Annotated in this window: 17 protein-coding genes; 13 read left to right on the forward strand and 4 right to left on the reverse strand. The window is 42.5% G+C overall.

The features are described 5' to 3' along the window. Positions 1–111 precede the first annotated feature (111 nt). The 8 genes from rimP to CYL31_RS05205 all read left to right on the forward strand — a co-directional run bounded on the left by rimP (position 112) and on the right by CYL31_RS05205 (position 9,448). Entirely contained in the window at positions 112–573 is a 462-nt protein-coding gene (gene rimP / locus CYL31_RS05170) for a ribosome maturation factor RimP (RefSeq protein ID WP_113916650.1), read from the forward strand. A 28-nt stretch (positions 574–601) separates the two neighbouring features. After that, positions 602–2,092 carry a transcription termination factor NusA gene (nusA, locus tag CYL31_RS05175; RefSeq protein WP_212917895.1) on the forward strand — a complete coding sequence of 497 codons (1,491 nt, stop codon included), beginning with the start codon at positions 602–604 and terminating at the stop codon, positions 2,090–2,092. A gap of 26 nt (positions 2,093–2,118) precedes the next feature. Continuing rightward, positions 2,119–4,692, forward strand: coding sequence for a translation initiation factor IF-2 (gene infB, locus CYL31_RS05180; protein WP_212917896.1), 2,574 nt, complete (start codon positions 2,119–2,121; stop codon positions 4,690–4,692). A gap of 12 nt (positions 4,693–4,704) precedes the next feature. Next, positions 4,705–5,094, forward strand: a complete 390-nt coding sequence (gene rbfA / locus CYL31_RS05185; protein WP_012068746.1) for a 30S ribosome-binding factor RbfA — start codon at positions 4,705–4,707, stop codon at positions 5,092–5,094. Between the two features lie 9 nt (positions 5,095–5,103). Beyond that, complete coding sequence (gene truB / locus CYL31_RS05190; protein WP_212917897.1) at positions 5,104–6,030, forward strand: tRNA pseudouridine(55) synthase TruB; 927 nt, start codon at positions 5,104–5,106, stop codon at positions 6,028–6,030. Between the two features lie 111 nt (positions 6,031–6,141). After that, the gene (gene rpsO, locus CYL31_RS05195) at positions 6,142–6,411 is read left to right on the forward strand and encodes a 30S ribosomal protein S15 (protein WP_012068748.1); all 270 of its coding nucleotides are present in this window, start codon (positions 6,142–6,144) and stop codon (positions 6,409–6,411) included. A gap of 175 nt (positions 6,412–6,586) precedes the next feature. Continuing rightward, entirely contained in the window at positions 6,587–8,695 is a 2,109-nt protein-coding gene (gene pnp / locus CYL31_RS05200) for a polyribonucleotide nucleotidyltransferase (RefSeq protein WP_212917898.1), read from the forward strand. A 162-nt stretch (positions 8,696–8,857) separates the two neighbouring features. Beyond that, positions 8,858–9,448 (forward strand): LPP20 family lipoprotein, encoded by a 591-nt coding sequence (locus tag CYL31_RS05205; protein ID WP_212917899.1) that lies wholly within the window; start codon positions 8,858–8,860, stop codon positions 9,446–9,448. 57 nt (positions 9,449–9,505) lie between these two features. Here the strand turns inward: CYL31_RS05205 and CYL31_RS05210 are convergent, their stop codons facing one another. Beyond that, positions 9,506–9,916 carry an acyl-CoA thioesterase gene (locus CYL31_RS05210; RefSeq protein WP_212917900.1) on the reverse strand — a complete coding sequence of 137 codons (411 nt, stop codon included), beginning with the start codon at positions 9,914–9,916 and terminating at the stop codon, positions 9,506–9,508. On the opposite strand from CYL31_RS05210, the gene CYL31_RS05215 reads away from it, so the two are divergent. Then, positions 9,915–10,946, forward strand: coding sequence for a DUF3080 family protein (locus CYL31_RS05215; RefSeq protein WP_249411701.1), 1,032 nt, complete (start codon positions 9,915–9,917; stop codon positions 10,944–10,946). The genes CYL31_RS05210 and CYL31_RS05215 overlap by 2 nt on opposite strands. 11 nt (positions 10,947–10,957) lie before the next feature. Here CYL31_RS05215 and CYL31_RS05220 read toward each other — a convergent pair whose 3' ends face one another. Further along, complete coding sequence (locus CYL31_RS05220; RefSeq protein WP_212917901.1) at positions 10,958–11,281, reverse strand: hypothetical protein; 324 nt, start codon at positions 11,279–11,281, stop codon at positions 10,958–10,960. A 319-nt stretch (positions 11,282–11,600) separates the two neighbouring features. Here CYL31_RS05220 and CYL31_RS05225 point away from each other — a divergent pair, with 319 nt between their 5' ends. From CYL31_RS05225 to CYL31_RS05240, 4 genes are all read left to right on the forward strand, one after another. Beyond that, positions 11,601–12,665: a GGDEF domain-containing protein gene (locus CYL31_RS05225; RefSeq protein WP_212917902.1), complete on the forward strand. Its 1,065-nt coding sequence runs from the start codon at positions 11,601–11,603 to the stop codon at positions 12,663–12,665. A gap of 103 nt (positions 12,666–12,768) precedes the next feature. Then, a complete protein-coding gene (gene glk / locus CYL31_RS05230) occupies positions 12,769–13,743 on the forward strand; it encodes a glucokinase (protein ID WP_212917903.1) in 975 nt (324 codons plus the stop codon). Between the two features lie 19 nt (positions 13,744–13,762). Then, positions 13,763–15,238 (forward strand): glucose-6-phosphate dehydrogenase, encoded by a 1,476-nt coding sequence (gene zwf, locus CYL31_RS05235; RefSeq protein ID WP_212917904.1) that lies wholly within the window; start codon positions 13,763–13,765, stop codon positions 15,236–15,238. Between the two features lie 39 nt (positions 15,239–15,277). Further along, complete coding sequence (locus tag CYL31_RS05240) at positions 15,278–15,904, forward strand: bifunctional 4-hydroxy-2-oxoglutarate aldolase/2-dehydro-3-deoxy-phosphogluconate aldolase (RefSeq protein ID WP_212917905.1); 627 nt, start codon at positions 15,278–15,280, stop codon at positions 15,902–15,904. A 101-nt stretch (positions 15,905–16,005) separates the two neighbouring features. Here CYL31_RS05240 and CYL31_RS05245 read toward each other — a convergent pair whose 3' ends face one another. Both CYL31_RS05245 and rpoD read right to left on the reverse strand, forming a co-directional pair. Beyond that, entirely contained in the window at positions 16,006–17,412 is a 1,407-nt protein-coding gene (locus CYL31_RS05245) for a PhoH family protein (protein WP_212917906.1), read from the reverse strand. A 348-nt stretch (positions 17,413–17,760) separates the two neighbouring features. Then, positions 17,761–19,599 (reverse strand): RNA polymerase sigma factor RpoD, encoded by a 1,839-nt coding sequence (rpoD, locus tag CYL31_RS05250; protein WP_212917907.1) that lies wholly within the window; start codon positions 19,597–19,599, stop codon positions 17,761–17,763. Between the last annotated feature and the right edge of the window lie 25 nt (positions 19,600–19,624).

The raw sequence follows: 19,624 nt of genomic DNA on the forward strand, positions 1-19,624 counted from the left end.
CCCTATATGGGGTTTTTTGTTATCTGTACTGTGACTGTTTATAAATGGAAATGGGCCTTGAGCCCGTTTTTTGTTTCTGCGTTTTACAAAATTGGTTTTCGGAGAAAACGATTGTCAGCAAAATATACGATTTTAGAAGAACTTATTCGACCAGTCGTTGAAGGTTTAGGGTTTGAGTTTTGGGGGATGGAATACTTATCTTTAGGTAAGGATTCTGTACTTCGTATTTATATTGAAACGGATGATGAAAAAGGGATTGATGTAGAAGATTGCGCCCGCGTTAGCCGTCAAGTTAGTTCTATTCTAGATGTTGAAGACCCAATTACAGGGGAATACAACCTAGAAGTATCGTCACCAGGTTTAGATCGGCCTTTATTCAGTTTGGCTCAATATCAGGCTTATATCGGTTCTATTGTTTCTTTGCGTTTGCGTGTGCCTTTTGATGGCCGTCGTAAATTTAAAGGGCAACTAATGGGGATCGAAAGCGAAGATATTGTTATTCGCGTAGATCAAGAAGAATACTTATTGCCTATTGATTTGATCGACAAGGCAAATGTTGTTCCACAATTTTAAAAATTAACCTTGAAGAGAGGCTAAAAGGATGAGCAAAGAAATTCTTTTGGTAGTGGAAGCCGTTTCCAACGAGAAAGATGTTCCGAAACAAGTTATTTTCGAAGCCGTTGAAATTGCTTTAGCTAGTGCTGCCAAACGCCGTTTTGAAGAAGACGCATTAATTCGTGTCTCTATTGATCAGCGTACAGGCGATTATAAAACTTACCGCCAATGGCACATTGTTGCAGATGAAGATTATTCTGCACCAGCGTTTGAATTAACAATCGATGATTCTGAAGAGCAAAATCTTGGCGTGCCTATTGGCGAGATTTACGAAGAAGAAGTTGAGTCTGAAGTGTTCGGTCGTATTGCTGCTCAAACAGCAAAACAAGTTATCGTGCAAAAAGTACGTGAAGCTGAACGCGCTAAAATGGTGGCGTTGTATACAGAAAAAGTTGGCAAGCTTGTTCATGGTCAAGTGAAAAAAGTGACTCGTGATAGCTTGATCATCGATCTTGGTGAAAACGCGGAAGCGTCATTACCAAAAGATCAATTGATCGCTCGTGAAAGCTTCAGAATGAATGACCGTATTCGTGCGTTGTTGCTTGAAATTCGCGATGATAGCCGTGGTGCGCAATTGATTCTTTCTCGTAACGCGCCAGCGTTCATGATCGAATTGTTCCGCCTCGAAGTGCCAGAAATTTCTGAAGAAGTTATCGAAATTCGTGGTGCAGCGCGTGATCCTGGTCTACGTGCCAAAATTGCTGTGAAAACAAACGATCGCCGTATTGACCCAATCGGTGCTTGTGTTGGTATGCGCGGTGCGCGCGTGCAAGCTGTCTCTAACGAGATGAATGGTGAGCGCGTCGATATCGTATTGTGGGATGATAACCCAGCTCAGCTAGTGATCAACGCAATGGCGCCTGCAGAAGTAGATTCTATTGTTATTGATGAAGATGCGCATTCAATGGATGTAGCAGTTAAGAGTGATAATTTAGCGCAAGCGATTGGCCGCAACGGTCAAAATGTTCGTTTGGCGTCCACTTTGACTGGTTGGTCTTTGAATGTAATGACCAGCGAAGATGCAGAAGCTAAGCAACAAGAAGAGTCGCAAAAGCTGATTGATATCTTTGTTAATGGATTAGATATCGATGATGATTTGGCGATCCAGATGGTTGATGAGGGATTTACTTCTTTAGAAGAAGTCGCTTATATCCCAATGGAAGAAATGTTAGACATCGACGGATTTGATGAAGATTTAGTAAACGAACTACGTTCACGTGCAAAAGAAGCCTTGCTGAATCAAGCGCTTCAGGCTGAAGAGCAATTAGACGATGCCAAACCTGCTGCCGACTTATTGGCGATGGAAGGAATGGATAATCACCTTGCTTTGGTCCTTGCTTCTATGGGTGTGATCACTATGGAAGATTTGGCTGAACAATCGGTTGATGAATTGCTTGACGTTGAAGGTATGACTGAAGAGCGTGCAGGTCGTCTTATTTTGACTGCTCGCGCACCTTGGTTTACTGAATCTGAATAAAATCTGAGTACATAAGGGGGAACTTAATGACAGTTCAAACCGTAAAGATACTATCCGAGCTGGTAAATACACCAGTCGATAAGCTACTAGCTCAGATGAAAGACGCTGGCTTACCTCAAACGAGTGCAAGTCAAGAAGTCTCTGAAGTTGAAAAGCAAGCTCTATTGAATTATTTGAAGCGTCAACATGGCGAAGAAGGCGATAATAGCCAACGTATTACCTTGCAGCGTAAGACGACAAGCACTTTGTCTCGTGGCGATGGTGGAAAAGCCGTCAATATTGCTGTTAAGAAAAAGCGTACTTATGTTAAGCGTGATGATGCTGATGAAGAAGCTCAACAGAAAGAAGAGTTAGCGAAGCGTCTTGCAGAAGAGCAAGAGCGTTTGGCACAAGAAAAAGCTCGTCTTGAAGCAGAGCGTAAGTTAGAAGAAGAGAAGGCGGCCAAAGCGAAGGCTGAAGCCGAAGAAAAAGCGCGTCAAGAAGCAGCGGTGAAAAACGTCGTAGCGGATGCTGGCGCGGTCAATGAAACGGAGCAGTATGTTTCCGATACAGGAGCGGCAGAACCCGTGGAATCACCGAAGCAGCCTAAAGCGGCGAAAAAAGTGTCTCAACCAGCAATGGATAGTAAAAAATCTACTGTTGCACCTAAAGGCAAAAAAGGTCCGGTTAGACATGATAACGACAAAGATAAAGACAAACCTCGTGGACGCGTAAACCCAGATAACAAACGTACTTCACGCGTCAATGTGAATGACGAAGATGAATTTACTCGTCGTGGTAAATTGGGTCGTAAGAATAAGAAGCCATCTAAACAAGAACATGGTTTCCAAAAGCCTACAGCTAAAATGATTCACGAAGTAGCATTACCAGAAAGCATTACTGTTGCTGACCTTGCTGAAAAAATGGCAGTGAAAGGCGCTGAAGTTATTAAGATCATGTTTAAAATGGGCGCTATGGCGACTATTAACCAAACAATTGATCGTGATACAGCGACTTTGGTTGTTGAAGAAATGGGTCACACGGTTAAGTTTATCGATGAGAATGCAGTCGAAAATGACATGATTGAAGCCATTGACTACCAAGGTGAAGCAATTAAACGCGCACCAGTAGTTACGGTAATGGGTCACGTTGACCATGGTAAAACATCACTACTTGATTACATTCGTACCACTCGCGTTGCTGCGGGTGAGTCTGGTGGTATTACCCAGCACATTGGTGCGTACCATGTAGAAACGCCACATGGCATGATCAGTTTCTTGGATACACCTGGACACGCAGCGTTTACTTCTATGCGTGCTCGTGGTGCTAAGGCAACAGACATTGTTATCCTGGTTTGTGCTGCTGATGATGGTGTTATGCCGCAAACAATCGAAGCAATCCAGCACGCACGTGCTGCTGGCGTGCCGATGGTTGTTGCCATGACTAAGATTGATAAAGAAGGCGCTGATATCGATCGTGTTAAAAACGAATTGGTAGCGCAAGAAGTTGTGCCGGAAGAATGGGGTGGTGACATCCAGTTCGTTGGTGTATCTGCTAAGTCGGGCGAAGGTATTGAAGAGCTGCTAGAAGCGCTTCTTTTACAAGCTGAAGTATTGGAGTTGACGGCTGTTCCTAGCGCACCAGCTAAAGGTGTTGTTGTGGAAGCTCGCCTTGATCGCGGTCGTGGTTCTGTTGCAACCTTGCTTGTGCAAAACGGTACTTTGAAGAAGGGCGACATCGTGTTGGCTGGTCTTCAAATGGGTCGCGTTCGAGCTTTGTTGGATGAAACTGGTAAGGCTATTGATTCTGCTGGTCCATCTATTCCTGTTGAGATTCTTGGTCTTGACGGAACGCCAGAAGCTGGTGAAGAGTTCATCGTTGTTGCTGATGAGCGTAAAGCGCGTGAAGTAGCTAACTTCCGTCAGGGTAAATACCGTGAAGTACGCTTTGCTCGTCAACACTCTGCTAAATTGGAGAACTTGTTCTCTGAAATGGGCAAAGACGAAGTTCGTACTTTGAATGTTGTTTTAAAAGCCGATGTTCGTGGTTCTCTAGAAGCTTTGATTAAATCATTGACTGATATGAACACTGACGAAGTGAAAGTGAATGTTGTCTCTAGTGGCGTTGGTGGTATCACCGAAACGGATGCAACCTTGGCTTTGGCTTCTGATGCCGTTATCTTCGGTTTCAACGTACGTGCTGACAACTCTGCTAAGCAGTTTATCGAACGCGAAAGCATCGATCTTCGCTACTACAGCGTTATCTATAACATCATTGATGATGTTAAGTCTGCCTTGTCTGGCATGTTGTCGCCAGATCTTCGTGAAGACATCAAAGGTACAGCTGAGGTACGTGATGTGTTCCGTTCGCCTAAGTTTGGCTTGATTGCCGGCTGTATGGTTATCGAAGGTACGGTTTACCGTAACAAGCAGATTCGTGTATTGCGTGATGATGTTGTTATTTACGAAGGTGAACTTGAGTCTCTTCGTCGTTTCAAAGATGCCGTTAACGACGTTAGTCGCGGTATGGAATGTGGTATCGGCGTGAAGAACTACAACGATGTCAAAGTAGGCGATAAGATCGAGGTTTTTGAAACCGTCGAAGTAGCGCGTACGCTTTAATAGGACAAGATCATGGCAGGCGAATTTAGTCGTACTAGTCGGATTGGTGACCAGCTCCAAAAGGAGCTGGCGTCCTTGATCCAGTTTGAAGTAAAAGATCCGCGTTTAGGATTGGTTACTGTCAACGAAGTACGTGTAGCAAAAGATTTAGGCTATGCGGATATTTATTACACCGTACTTGGTAAAGATGATCAGCCAGAAGTATTGGCTGAGAACCAAGCTGCACTCGATAGTGCAAAAGGGTTCTTGCGTCGTCGTTTAGCACAAGAAGTAAAACTTCGTGTTATGCCGCATTTGCGTTTCCACTACGACCAGAGTGTTGTTAATGGTTCGCGCATGTCTGCTCTGATTGACGAAGCAATTCGTGATGATGAGACAAAAAACGGTAACGAAGACGAGTAATAAGTTCGTATGGTTAAAGCAAAATGGCGTTCAGTAGACGGTATCGTCCTACTGAACAAGCCGATAGGTTTGAGTTCGAATCAAGCGCTGCAGCGTGTACGTCGCCTATATCAGGCAGCGAAAGCGGGTCATACTGGCGCGCTTGATCCTTTGGCAACAGGTATGTTGCCATTGTGTTTAGGGGAAGCGACGAAATTTTCCCAATACTTACTGGATGCAGACAAGCGTTATTTAACCTGCATTCAATTAGGGAAAAGAACCACCACAGGGGATCGGGAAGGTGAGGTTTTGACGGAGGATTCCGTTCCTGCTTTAACCGATGAGTCTCTTGAAGAAATTCTAAATGGTTTTCGTGGTGAGATTGAGCAAATTCCGCCTATGTATTCTGCGTTAAAACACGAAGGTAAACCTTTGTATGAATATGCTCGTCAGGGCATTGTTATAGAGAGGAAACGCCGTCGCGTTACTATTTCAAATCTAACTCTTGTTTCGAGAACCGAAGATACACTGACTCTTGATATTCAGTGTTCCAAAGGTACTTATATTCGAACCATTGGTGAGGATATTGGAGAGGCGTTAGGCTGTGGTGCGCATCTTCATTCTTTGCATCGTATTTCGACAGCAGGTTATTTGCCTGAAAATATGATGACACTAGAGCAGTTCGAAGCGATAGCAGAGCAAGGATATGAGGCATTAGATTCTCATCTAATTTCGATGGATACCGCTGTAGAGTACTTCACTAGAGTCGATTTACCTGAGGTGGATACACTGGACATGATGTTTGGTCGAACCATTCCGAGTCCTGCTTCATTAGATCATGAGGAGGTGGTGAGAATGTATGATCAGGGATCGCAGCGGTTCTTAGGTCTTGGGCAAATTAAAGGTGCGTTTATTCGTCCTTATCGATTGGTAAATACTAGCGAGTTCTCTTTATAAATAGCAGTGAGTTCTGCTAAAAAGAGTGTTAAACTTGCAAACTTAGGATGACTGAAAATATGCTCGGCTATCCTTTACTTTTAATAGCATATTAATTTGGAGATTAAGATTATGGCATTGTCTGCAGAATCAAAAGCAGCGTTGGTAAAAGAGTTTCAAGTAGCGGAAGGCGACACTGGTTCTCCTGAAGTTCAAGTAGCATTGTTGACTAAGAACATCGAAGGTCTTCAAGGTCACTTTAAAGCTCATATCCACGACCATCATTCTCGTCGCGGTCTAATCCGTATGGTAAACCAGCGTCGTAAGTTGTTGGATTACCTTAAGCGTAAAGATGCAGCTCGTTACACTAGTTTGATCAAAAAACTAGGTCTGCGTCGCTAAGACTGAGAAAGGGCCATAAATTATTATGGCCCTTTTTTTATTGGTCTCCCAAGGGACAGCCTGTACTTCATATGCACTTTTCTTTTCTTTGATGAAAAAGTAAAAGAGTCCATATGAGTACTGGCTTAAAAAGAGGTCTTTGGGAGAAGAATTTTTTTTAATAAAAGGAATACGTGTGAGTATTACTACTAAAACTTTTCAGTTCGGTAACGATACCGTAACGCTAGAAACAGGCCGCATTGCTCGTCAAGCAACAGGTGCTGTTCTTTGTACAATTGGTGATGCACAAGTACTTGCTACTGTTGTAGGTGCTAAATCAGCGAAACCTGGTCAAGACTTCTTCCCATTATCTGTTCATTATCAAGAGCGTGCTTATGCTGTTGGTAAAATTCCAGGTGGTTTCCTAAAACGTGAAGGCCGTCCTTCTGAAAAAGAAACGTTAACTTCTCGTTTGATCGACCGTCCAATTCGTCCATTGTTCCCTAAGGGATTCATGAACGAAGTTCAGGTTGTTTGTACAGTAATGTCTACTAACACTAATTTAGACGCTGATATTGCGGCTATGTTAGCAACATCTGCAGCATTGACTATTTCAGGTATCCCATTCAATGGTCCTATCGGTGCAGCTCGTGTTGGTTTTAACGACGAGTCTGGTTACGTTCTTAACCCAAGCTATTCTGATCTAGATGGTTCTTTGCTAGACATGGTTGTAGCGGGTACGAAAGACGCAGTATTGATGGTTGAGTCTGAAGCGCAAGAGCTTACAGAAGACGAAATGCTAGGTGCTGTACTTTACGCCCATAAAGAAATGCAAGCGGCTATTTCTGCTATTACTGAATTTGCAGCGGAGTGTGCTAAGCCTCGTTGGGATTGGGTTGCTGATGCGGCAAACGTTTCTTTGACTGATGCACTTCAGTCTGGTTATGCAGCTCAAATCGAAGAAGCATACGGAATCAGTGAAAAAATGGCTCGTTACGCTCAGCTAGGTGTTGTTCGTGATGCTGCAGTTGCTGCACTGGTTACTGAAGAAGGCGAGTTCTCAGAAGCTGATGTGACTGGTGCTTTCTCTAAACTTGAAAAACGCATTGTTCGTCGTCGTGTTATCGATGGCAAACCTCGTATTGATGGTCGTGACAACAAAACTGTTCGTCCAATTGACGTAGAAGTGGGTTTGCTAAGCAAAACTCATGGTTCTGCTTTGTTTACACGTGGTGAGACTCAGGCGATTGCAACTTGTACTCTAGGTACTAGCCGTGACTCACAAATGACTGATGGTTTGACGGGCGAAAGCAAAGACAGCTTCATGCTTCATTATAACTTCCCTCCTTACTCTGTAGGTGAGTGTGGTCGTATGGGGGGGGTTGGTCGTCGTGAGATTGGTCACGGTCGTTTAGCTCGTCGTGGTGTTCAAGCTGTATTACCTTCTGAAGATGAATTCCCGTACACAATTCGTATCGTGTCAGAGATCACTGAATCTAATGGTTCAAGCTCTATGGCATCTGTATGTGGTGCATCTTTATCTATGATGGACGCTGGTGTTCCTCTTAAAGCACCAGTTGCGGGTATCGCAATGGGTCTTATCAAAGAAGACGACGGCTTTGCTGTATTGACTGATATCTTGGGTGATGAAGATCATCTTGGCGATATGGACTTTAAAGTAGCGGGTACAGCAGAAGGTATCACTGCGCTTCAAATGGACATTAAAATCGAAGGTATCAACGAAGAAATTATGGACATCGCCTTGAGCCAAGCGCTTGAAGCTCGTACGCATATCCTTCGTGAAATGGCGAAAGTTATTGGTTACGCTCGTCCAGAAGTTTCTCCAAACGCGCCTTCTATGGCGACGATCAAAATTGATCCAGAGAAAATTCGTGACGTTATCGGTAAAGGTGGCGCTACAATTCGTTCTATCACTGAGCAAACTGGTGCGTCTATCGATCTAGATGACGACGGTACTGTTCGTATTTACGCTGCTGATAAAGCATCTTCTGATGCAGCCTTGCTTAAGATTCATGAAATCACTGCTGAAGCTGAAGTAGATAAACTTTACAAAGGTAAAGTGGTTCGTCTGGCTGAGTTTGGTGCATTCGTAAATATCTTACCTGGTAAAGATGGTTTGGTTCACATCTCTCAAATCGCTGAAGAGCGTATTCGTGCGGTAACCGACTTCCTTTCTGAAGGCCAAGAAGTTATCGTTAAAGTATTAGATGTTGATGCTCGTGGTCGTATCAAGCTTTCTATGAAAGATGTGACTGAAGAAGAAAAAGCAGCTTATACTGAATAATTATTAGTGTAAATTGATGTAAAAGGGCGCTATTTATAGCGCCTTTTTTTGTTTTTAATGTATGTAATAGACTAAAATAACAGTATTGAATTTATGTTTTGGTTGTATTTCCGACACTGTTTACCTCTTGGTAATTCAGTCTCTTATATAAAGGAAAAGATGATGACGTTGAGATTCGTGGGTTTATTGGCAGCTAGCCTTGTATTGGCCGCATGTAGTAAAGATGCTTTGAACACGCCTGTTGAGGCGATTCCTGATTGTGTATTTGCTGATGGCTCGAACCAAGCTGCTCCTGCTTGGGTGTGTGGCGCGCCAGTTGAAGGTGTTGCTTTGTCTGCGGTAGGTTATAGCGAAAAATCAGCTGCTGGCCCTAACTACATGAAGCAAATGGCGGCGACTGCTGCACGTGTTGAATTGGCTCAAGTGCTAAGTCTTGATCTACAAAACATGGTGAAGCAGTATGTTGAAACAACGGGTGCTGGTGATGCGGAAACAGTAGATCGCGTAAACAGCGTAGTGACTAAGCAAGTAACAGAGCAAAAGTTGATTGGCTCTAAAGTTGTGCGTCAGATGCCAACGCCTAGTGGCGGTTTGGTTGTTTTGGTTGGTTTAGATCCTGATCAAGCTGGAAAAGTAGCACAAGATATTTTGCGTACTTCTATGAAAAATGAACAAGCTTTGTATCAAAAATTAGAATCTGAAAAAAGTTTTGATGAATTGGCAGAAGAAATCGCCAAACGTCACGCTAATTAAATAAGCCATAATGATGAGTAGTGCTTAAGTTTAAGCACTACTCATCATTATTTTGCTCTAAATATTTGTCTCTTCATCAAAAATCGGAGTGGGCTTTTTATTGCTATCTACTGCGACAAAGTTGAAGTGTCCAGTTACTGCTTTTGTGCGTTTATCACTGTCCAACTGTTCTAGAAAAATCGATACTTCTACTTTCAATGATGTTCTGCCCACGTGAACGACACGAGCAATTAACTCAACTAAAATACCTGAAGGGATAGGTTGCTTAAAATCTACTTGCTCAGTTGAAATGGTTACCATGGTTTTTCTGGCGAAGCGAGTTGCTGCGATATAGGCTACTTCGTCCATCCACTGTAAGGCGATACCACCGAATAATGTGTCGTAATGATTTGTTGTTGCTGGAAAGACCATTTTTGCAACGCGCGTTTCTGATATTTCTTCTCGTTTTTGAATGAGTAGCTTGTTCATGTCAATAAAACCCTTTCTTTCAATGATTCTGTTAAGCTGCATTATACTCGCTGGAATGAGTGGTTGTGACACGCGCTTTCAAGCCGAAGACGTTTTATCTCAATATGTTGCTGATTTAAATCGCTCGCAGTTTATGTCTGTTTCTTCTCCTGCAATCGTGATGCCAGCTAGCTTACCGTCATCACGTCATCGTCAACAAAGTTTGACTCAGTTTGATATTGGTTTATTGGATTTTTTGTCTTTGCAGCAATGTGATGTTGGTATTGTGGCGGGCAGAAAAAATAGTATTCTTGGCAAGGTCATGCCTGATAGTCAACGATTTTTATATGAGTTGGATATTATTCGAGCCATTGAATCATGCGATATCAAAAATGAATCCTTGTCTAAAGAATTGCATCTGATAGCCCAGCAGAAGCGCCGTGAGTTACCGATGGCATTTGGTAATGCGCTTTTTAATGGCGCAGAAAGTGGTGTTTTTTTTAGTTTGTCTAATGGTTTTTTACCTCTTAACTATTCTACTGCAGAGCAACAAGAGTTATTAAATGCTTTAAATCGATTAGTTGTTGTTGGCGAAAATCTCGAAGACCTTCCACTTGTAGATGCTAATGTGTTTGAAGGTGATCTAAAAATATTGATGGATAGTGAGTATGCTGGCCGATTGCTGTATTCCCTAGTTAGGGTCTCGAGTTATTTGGATTTAGTTGCTAGTGAGATAAAAACATTAGATGACGATATTTGTGGTGCTCCAATGGTTTACCTTAAACAACAGTTTGAGGTGCATTACGTAAAGGTTATTCAACCTTATATGGGGAGAATTAATCGAGGTGCTTATCAGGTTTTACCGCTTTTGAATCGACTGTTCTCGGTCAGTGAGCCACTAAGTCGAGATATGCATGATTTTTCGGATCAATTTTCTTTGAAGGAATCGGATAGTGTTTGGCAGCGTTATCAGTGGGCTTCTCAAAATCATGCTCGGCAGTGGAGCGCTTTATTGACTAAATGTTCGGTTTCTATTGGTGGTGAGTTATAGCAAAGAAATCGTTAGATATGAGTATTTATTTGTTGCTCTAAACTTTCAACCGCATCGTATTGGTAGGCGGGTCCTTCTGCCAAAGGTTCGAAGCTCAATGCTTTTAGCAAGGCTATGTTTGCAATTGGATTTTCTCCAATGCTGTGCGAAAACTGTATTGGCCGTGTAATTGCGTGAGGTTTATGGCGACTTAATTCATCTGGTGTATCAATGATTGATGGGCCGGGTTGATTAAATAAACTCATTAATAAGGCAAAATGAGCACTGCCAGAAACCGGTTTGCCCGCTTTACTGCTTTGGGTTACCTGTGTTTCAACAATTTCTCTTATGTTCATTTATGAGCCTATTAAATTATCTACGATAACGCTATCGGCACAGAGTGATTTTTCTTAAAGAAAACAGGGAATTAATTAAAAAATGCTTTTTATCGAAGGTTTTTGTGAGTGGGATATAACTATTTTTCCTTACAGTACGATATGAGCACTTTCTAATTGTGATTTTTTGTAGATAAGGCTATCAATTTTTATTCAATGTATAGCCCAAAGTGTTTAAGCATCGTACTATAATGCATTACAGATCAATTATATTTTTAGAATCTTCTGCTTTTATTTAGAAAAGTGAGCCGCTTAACATCAGTGCGGTAGGGCATAGTGCATGCATGATATTAACGAACTGATCGACAATGTTAGACGCAATGAAGAGATCGCGCGCAAGTTTTTTGAGATCGAGCGCTGTATCCTTTCGATTGGCCGTTGTGATCAGTTTGTTTCTACGTTAACCAAAGAAGTGCAAAAGCAATTTAGTGTGCCCTATGTTTGGGTAAACTTAATTAATGAAGCGCCTTTGTCTCATCTGATAGAAAGTCTAGAAAAAATGCCTGATCTACGTGATCGAGTGCTTTTTTCAAGACGTCGTTCAATGATTGATATCATCAAATCCAGTAATAAAACGATTTTGATTAATACCAATCTCAGTCGTTGCTGGGAGATCATTCCTCCTGTGTATCGGGATATTATTTCTTCTGTTGCTATCTCACCATTAACTATTGATGGTGAGTTGGTTGGGTTGTTTTGCCAAGCTGATTCAGATAGTTCTCGCTATGATGCCACCACCAAAGACACTTTTTTGCTCGATCAGTTGGCGATTAAGATTTCTATTTGCTTGAGTAATGTGACGGCAAGGGAAAAACTAGAATATTTGGCGACGCGCGATCCTTTAACGGGCTTACTAAATCGCCGACAGCTAGAGTTAATGCTAGATCGTGAGTTTGCTCGGTCTAAGATGCAGGAACGTGATTTAACGGTCGTATTCATTGATTGTGATGCCTTTAAATCGATCAATGATACATTGGGCCATAATTGTGGTGATGAAGTATTGGAGTATATCGCTAAGCGTTTGCTAAAATACGTTCATAAGCAAGGGCTGGCATTTCGTTTTGCTGGTGATGAATTTGTGTTTGTCATGCCAGGGAAAAGCTATGATCAAGCTATTTTAGTAGCGGAATCTATTCAAGAATACCTGCAATCTAACCCATTAAGGTATAAATCTAATCTTGTACCTATTACTATTAGTTACGGTGGTGCCAGTGTCATGTCTGACATGCCAAGTAACTATAAGCATTTGCTGAAAGTAGCAGATGAGCGCCTCTATGATTATAAAAATAACCGTAAAAGATTGGTGCCAACAAAAGTCTTTAAGTTTTTAAATAGACTCAGATAATGTTGTAATTTTATTACAATATTACGCTTATTTTTTCAAGGTCGCGGTATTTTTCACCTCAATTTTGTTGTAAAATTTCAAAAAAATTAAATAGGGTTCGTTTATGTCCCATGCTTTAATCGCCGATCTTGGTGGAACTAATGCGCGTTTTGCCTTGGTTCCTATCCATCAATACGAGCCTCTAGAAGTTAGAGTGCTTCCTTGTGAAAATTACGATAGTTTTTTTGATGCTGCAGCAGACTATGTAGAAAACTGTAGTATTAGCATGGATAAAATAGACGCTATTGTTTTGGCGATTGCAGGGCCTGTAAACCAACCTGTAATACGCTTTTCTAACAATCCATGGCAATTTACCCGTGCAGAAGTTCAGGCCTATTTTGGCGATGATAAAGCGGTGGCCTTATTGAACGATTTTGATGCGGTTGGTCATTGTTTGGAAATCCTTGAACCCAAGGACCTGGTTGTCATTGGTGAAAACTCAACAGTAGATCCAAAAGGGGCTTGTTGGGTGGTTGGAGCTGGAACTGGTTTGGGAATATCCTGTGTTGTTCCTCAAGATAATGGTCCTAATATTGTGTTGCCTGGAGAAGGTGGGCACGTTGACTTGTCTGCATGTAACGAAGTCGAAGATGATATTTTAAAATTCCTACGTACCCGTCATAAGCGAGTTTCAGCAGAGCGTGTTTTATCAGGAATGGGACTCGAAAATATATACGAAGCCTTGGCATTGCGCGACGGGATTGAAAAGCGCTTAACAGCGCCTGAAATTGGCGAAGCATTAAAGCTTGGTAATGACCCTATAGCAACTGCTACTTTAGAGCAGTTCTTTGTGTTTTTGGGGCGAGTGATTGGCGATCTTGTGCTGTCAGTTGAATCTCGCGGCGGTGTATATATTGCCGGTGGTATTGTTCCTCGTTATTTAAATGCAATTCTTGAAAGTGGTTTCCGTGACGCGATGCAAGACAAAGGTCGTATGAAAGAATTTGTTTCCCCTATTCCGACTTTTGTTGTGATGTCTGAATACCCAGGGCTGATGGGCTGTGCATGTTATGCGTCCCATCTTGTGTCGAAAGCCTAGATTAGTTGGAGAAGAGATAATGAAGGCCAGTTTAAAAGCCTGTGATGTTGTAATTTTTGGTGGTGGTGGTGATCTTGCTATGCGCAAGTTGCTTCCTGCTTTGTTCCATTTGGATATGGATGGTTTGCTTGCTCCGACGACGCGTATCATTGGAGCTTCAAGACGAGAAGTAAGCACTGAAGAGTATCAGACAAAGATTCGAGCTGCGCTTGATGAATTTGTACCTTCAAGTATTGGTGATGAAAAAACATGGCCCCGCTTTAAAGAGCGTTTGAGCTATGTTTCTGTTGATGCGCAGGAAGAGTCTGATTTTTCTCGATTGAATGATCACCAGGTCGGTGGCGATGACCGTGACGTTGTATTTTACCTAGCAACTTCTCCAGATCTATTTGGTTCTATCTGTTCGTCATTGGCAGCACACGGTTTAAATGCTGATCGCATGCGTGTTGTGTTAGAGAAGCCACTTGGTCGAGATCTAGCTTCATCCCGTGCGATTAACGATGAAGTAATGAAGAACTTTAATGAGCAGCAAGCTTTTCGTATAGATCACTACCTTGGAAAAGAAACTGTACAAAACCTGTTGGCGATTCGCTTTGGTAACACACTATTTGAACCTTTATGGGACAGTGCGCACATTGATAACGTGCAGATTACTGTGTCAGAAACGGTTGGTGTAGAAGGTCGTTGGGGTTATTACGATAAAGCCGGTGCAATGCGTGACATGGTGCAAAACCATTTGATCCAGCTTTTATGCTTAGTTGCGATGGAGCCTCCGGGTCGAATGGATGCGGACTCTGTACGTGATGAAAAAATCAAAGTTTTAAAAGCACTGCGTCCAATTGCTGGAGCAAATGCTTATACCAAAACCGTGCGTGGTCAATATGCCAAAGGCATGATCAAAGGTAAGGATGTTCAAGGTTACTTTGATGAAGAGGGTAGTAACCCGAATTCAAGAACTGAGACCTTTGTTGCTTTGCGAGCTGATATTGATAACTGGCGTTGGGCTGGTGTGCCGTTTTACCTGAGAACGGGTAAACGTCTTGGTCAGCGTTATTCTGAGATTGTTATTCAATATAAGGCTGTTCCGCACAGTATCTTTAGTGATGAGAGTAATCGCCAACTTCAGCGTAACCAGTTGATTATTCGTCTTCAGCCAGAAGAGAAAATCTCTTTAACTGTAATGAATAAGGTTCCAGGCGTGAGCGAAGGCATGGTTCTTCAGCCAGTTGATTTGAACTTGAGTCTGACTGAAGCATTTAATGATAAGCGTAGCCCAGAAGCTTATGAGCGATTATTGCTTGATGTGATGCGCAACGACGCAACTTTGTTTATGCGTTACGATGAAGTTGAGGCGGCTTGGAAATGGGTGGATGGAATTATGTCTGCTTGGAATCAAACTAGTGAGCGTCCAAAAGAATATGCTTCTGGTTCATGGGGTCCTGCAGCGTCTATGGCATTGCCAATTAAAGACGGCCGTAATTGGCACGATTACTAGCCCTAAAACAAAGAAGCTTTTAAAAAAAGGAAAATAATAATGACCACCTCTTATACTGCTGAACAAGTTATGACAGCTACGCCTGTTGTGCCTGTTATTGTTGTTGATGATGTTGCTCAAGCTGTAGCGCTTGGTAAAGCACTTGTTGCTGGCGGAGTGCCTGTTTTAGAGGTTACTTTACGTACACCAGCTGCCTTGGAGGCAATTACTGCACTTCGCAAGGAAGTGCCTGATGCGATTGTTGGCGCGGGAACCGTATGTTCACGTGCGCAATACATTCAGGCGATTGAAGCTGGATCACAGTTTATTATCAGCCCTGGAATGACGGCTGATCTATTGGCTGTAGGTAAAGAGTATGATGTTCCTTACTTGCCTGCTGTCGCGACCATTTCTGATATTTTACTGGGGATGGAATACGGCTATGACCGTTTCAAGTTTTTCCCAGCAGAAGTGAATGGTGGTGTTAAGGCACTAAAAGCATTTGGCGGACCATTGCCTCAAATTAAATTCTGTCCAACTGGCGGCATTGGTGCTGATAACTTCCGTGAGTATTTGGCGCTGCCTAACGTGCTTTGTGTTGGTGGTTCTTGGATTGTTCCAACCGATTTGGTTCGTGCTGGTAAATGGGATGAAATTACTGAGTTGGCGAAATCTGTCGCTCAGTAATAAGCAGTAAATAGTAAATAGATTTAGTGTTATTGATTTATATAATTAAAAAAGGGAAGAGCATATGCTCTTCCCTTTTTTGTTTTTCGCTGTCGGTATTGTTATAGATTTTCTTCGGCAAACTCAGCGAGTCGGCTTCGTTCTATGCCATTGACATGCATGATACTGGCGTATTTAAAGGATTTCGTTTTTTCGACTAAGTAGGTTAGGCCTGATGTAAGTGGGGTGATGTACTTGTTATCGATTTGTGCCAAGTTGCCAAGTACGATGATTTTTGAGTTGCTGCCTACTCGAGTCACGATAGACTTTAGCTGAAACTGCGTTAATCCTTGCGCCTCATCAATGATAATTAGCGCATTATTAAAAGATCGGCCGCGCATAAAGTTCAAAGACTTGAACTGAATGTTGGCTTTTTGCTTTACGTAATCGATGCTGCTAAAAGAGTGCTCGTCAGCGCCGTGTAGAATTTCTAAGTTATCATCGAAGGCTGCCAGCCAAGGCGCCATTTTCTCTTCTTCCGTACCTGGCAAGAAGCCAATGTCTTCTGCCATTGGTGGTGTTGATCTGGCAACAATGATCTTATTAAAGCGTTTTTCCTCCATGGTGACTTGTAGTCCATAGGCTAAGGCTAATAGTGTCTTACCAGAGCCTGCTGGGCCTGTCATTACCATGAGGTCTGAGTTGTCATGGCGTAATAAATAAAACGCCATGGCTTGCTCTAGGTTGCGTGGCAATATACCCCAGAAGTTTTGGTTCATCAGGTGCTGTTTGTTTATATCGAGTAAAAAAACGTGTTCCTGATCCAGATTGACCACAAATCCAATAAAGTCTTCATCATCAATCACAAACATATTGAAATAGATGTTGGGTAAGTGCCTTTTGTCTATGACATGTACTGTGTGGCGGCCATGCGCTTCAGTTTTAACACTTTCTATAGTAGACCAAAAGCTACCGCTAAACTGAATATAGCCTTTGCTCATTAAGTCTAGATCATCAAGAACTTTATCTTTTCTGTAGTCTTCCACGCGCTCTAACCCAGAGCCTTTGGCTTTGATGCGCATATTGATATCTTTGGTTACAAGGCAAACAGAAGAGCGTGGGTGGGTTGCCTGTAGGCTTAGGCCAACATTGATGATGCGATTGTCGTTGGCGTGGTCGTGGTTGCCGTTTAAGAAAGGAACATTGTCGGTAAGAGTGATTTGTTGGTCTGGGTAAATGGCTAAAGAGCCTTCGCTTCGCTTATTCTGGTCTTTATCCACATCGTTGCTCACGATTCTGATTGGCACTCCTGCTTGTAGTTCTCTAGGTGAAGCATCGCCTACTATTTTATCAATGGTGTTAATGGCAACCCGAGCTTCGCGACTCACATCTTTTTCTCTTCTGTCTTTAATAACGTCCAATTCTTCGAGGACGGTCATAGGAATAACGACTTTGTGCTCGGCAAACGCATAAATTGCCAATGGATCGTGCAATAAAACATTGGTATCAAGAACGTAGATTTTTTCCATAGAGTATTACTCCGGCAATGAACATGAAGTTTTCTTTTGAAGAGCGAATAAACGAACAAAACAAATAAGTACTTAGTGTCTTTGGGGGGAGCTGAGCTTTTAATGAGAGAAAGTGAAATACTATAGAAAGCGGTTGGCTAGATATTGTATCCGCCAAGGATGGGTGGAAAATTGAACTCTTTTGATTATGGCTTTGTAGCAAGCTAAACCTCACTGTCTTTATCCATACTCTAATTAGAGTGTATGACAGTTTTGTTGCTTATGCTTGTTCTAATAGAATTTTTTAACATTTTTTAGTTATAAAAAAACCGCTGTTTATGGCAGCGGTTTTTTGGTGCTTGACTAACCTCAGTCGTCTAAGAAGCTTCTTAGGTGCTCTGAACGGCTAGGGTGGCGTAGTTTGCGTAGTGCTTTGGCTTCGATTTGACGAATACGCTCACGAGTAACGTCAAACTGTTTACCAACCTCTTCAAGAGTGTGGTCGGTATTCATATCAATACCGAAACGCATGCGTAGAACTTTGGCTTCACGAGCGGTTAGGCCTGCAAGCACCATGGTTGTTGACTCACGTAAGCCTTCAATCGTCGCTATATCAATAGGAGATTCAGCGCCATCGTCTTCAATGAAGTCACCCAGGTGAGAATCTTCATCATCACCGATAGGGGTTTCCATAGAGATAGGTTCTTTTGCGATCTTCAACACTTTGCGAATTTTATCTTCAGGCATGTCCATGCGAGCAGCTAATTCTTCAGGTGTTGCTTCACGACCCATTTCCTGAAGCATCTGACGAGAGATACGATTTAATTTATTAATCGTTTCAATCATGTGTACTGGAATACGGATGGTGCGAGCCTGATCGGCAATCGAGCGAGTAATTGCCTGACGAATCCACCAAGTGGCATAAGTTGAGAACTTATAACCACGGCGATATTCAAATTTATCAACCGCTTTCATTAGGCCAATGTTACCTTCTTGAATAAGATCCAAGAATTGTAGGCCACGATTGGTGTATTTTTTCGCAATAGAAATAACCAAACGTAAGTTAGCTTCAACCATTTCTTTCTTAGCTCGGCGAGCTCGAGTTTCCCCGATAGAAATACGACGGTTAATTTCTTTTAGTTCTGCGATAGTTAGGCCTGTCTCTTTTGAAACAGCGCGAAGTTTGCGTTGGCTGCGCATAAACTCAGCTTCATTCTCTTCAAGCGTTGCCGCGTAATCGGCACCAGAAGCAATTTGCTCTTTAAGCCAATCTGGGTTGGTTTCATTGCTTGGGAAGCGTTTCAAAAACTCAGTTCTTGGCATGCCTGATTTACGTACACACACTTGCATGATAAGACGCTCTTGGTCGCGCACTTTTTCCATGCGTGAACGAACGCGATCAATCAAATCATCAAACAGCTTAGGAACAAGTTTGATAGGAGCAAAGCTGATGCTTAACTCTTCTTGCTTGCTTTGAACTGCAGGATCTTGTCTATTGCTATTTTCTAGCAAGACTTTTAACTCATTATAGATGCGTGCGATATCGTTGAAACGCAAAGCTGTTTCTTCAGGATCAGGGCCGTTATCTGTCTCTTCTTCAGTTGTTTCTGAATCATCGTCATCGTCGTCACTGTCTACAGTGTCTTCTTCGATAATCGGTTCTTCAGTAATTGCTTCTTCAAAAACAGGTTCTTCGCCATCACCGTCGATGAAACCGCTAAATATATCGCTTAAACGACCTTCTTCTTCCTGTACTTTTGCGTATGCATCAAGCAATACGTCTACCGCACCAGGGAAGTATGAAATGGCCGCCATGACTTCGCGAGTACCTTCTTCGATACGCTTTGCAATGGCTATTTCGCCTGCACGAGTCAATAGCTCAACTGTACCCATTTCGCGCATATACATACGCACTGGATCGGTTGTTCTGGTAATGTCGCCTTCTACTGCAGCTAATGCGGCAGCCGCTTCTTCGGCAGCAGCTTCATCTGTAGCATCGCCTTCTTCCATAAGAAGGCTATCTTTATCAGGAGCAACTTCAGAAACCGTAATGCCCATGTCGTTGATCATGGCAATGATTTCTTCTACTTGCTCCGGGTCTGAAAGGTCATCAGGGAGGTGGTCGTTAACTTCAGCAAAAGTTAGGTAACCTTGTTCTTTACCCTTGGAGATCAGCTCTTTGAGACGTGACTGTTGAGTGTCTGGCATTCGACAACCTATCGTTAGAAATTCA

It is taken from the genome of Marinomonas sp. A3A, from assembly GCF_018336955.1.
GTDB classification, from domain to species: Bacteria; Pseudomonadota; Gammaproteobacteria; order Pseudomonadales; family Marinomonadaceae; genus Marinomonas; species Marinomonas lutimaris.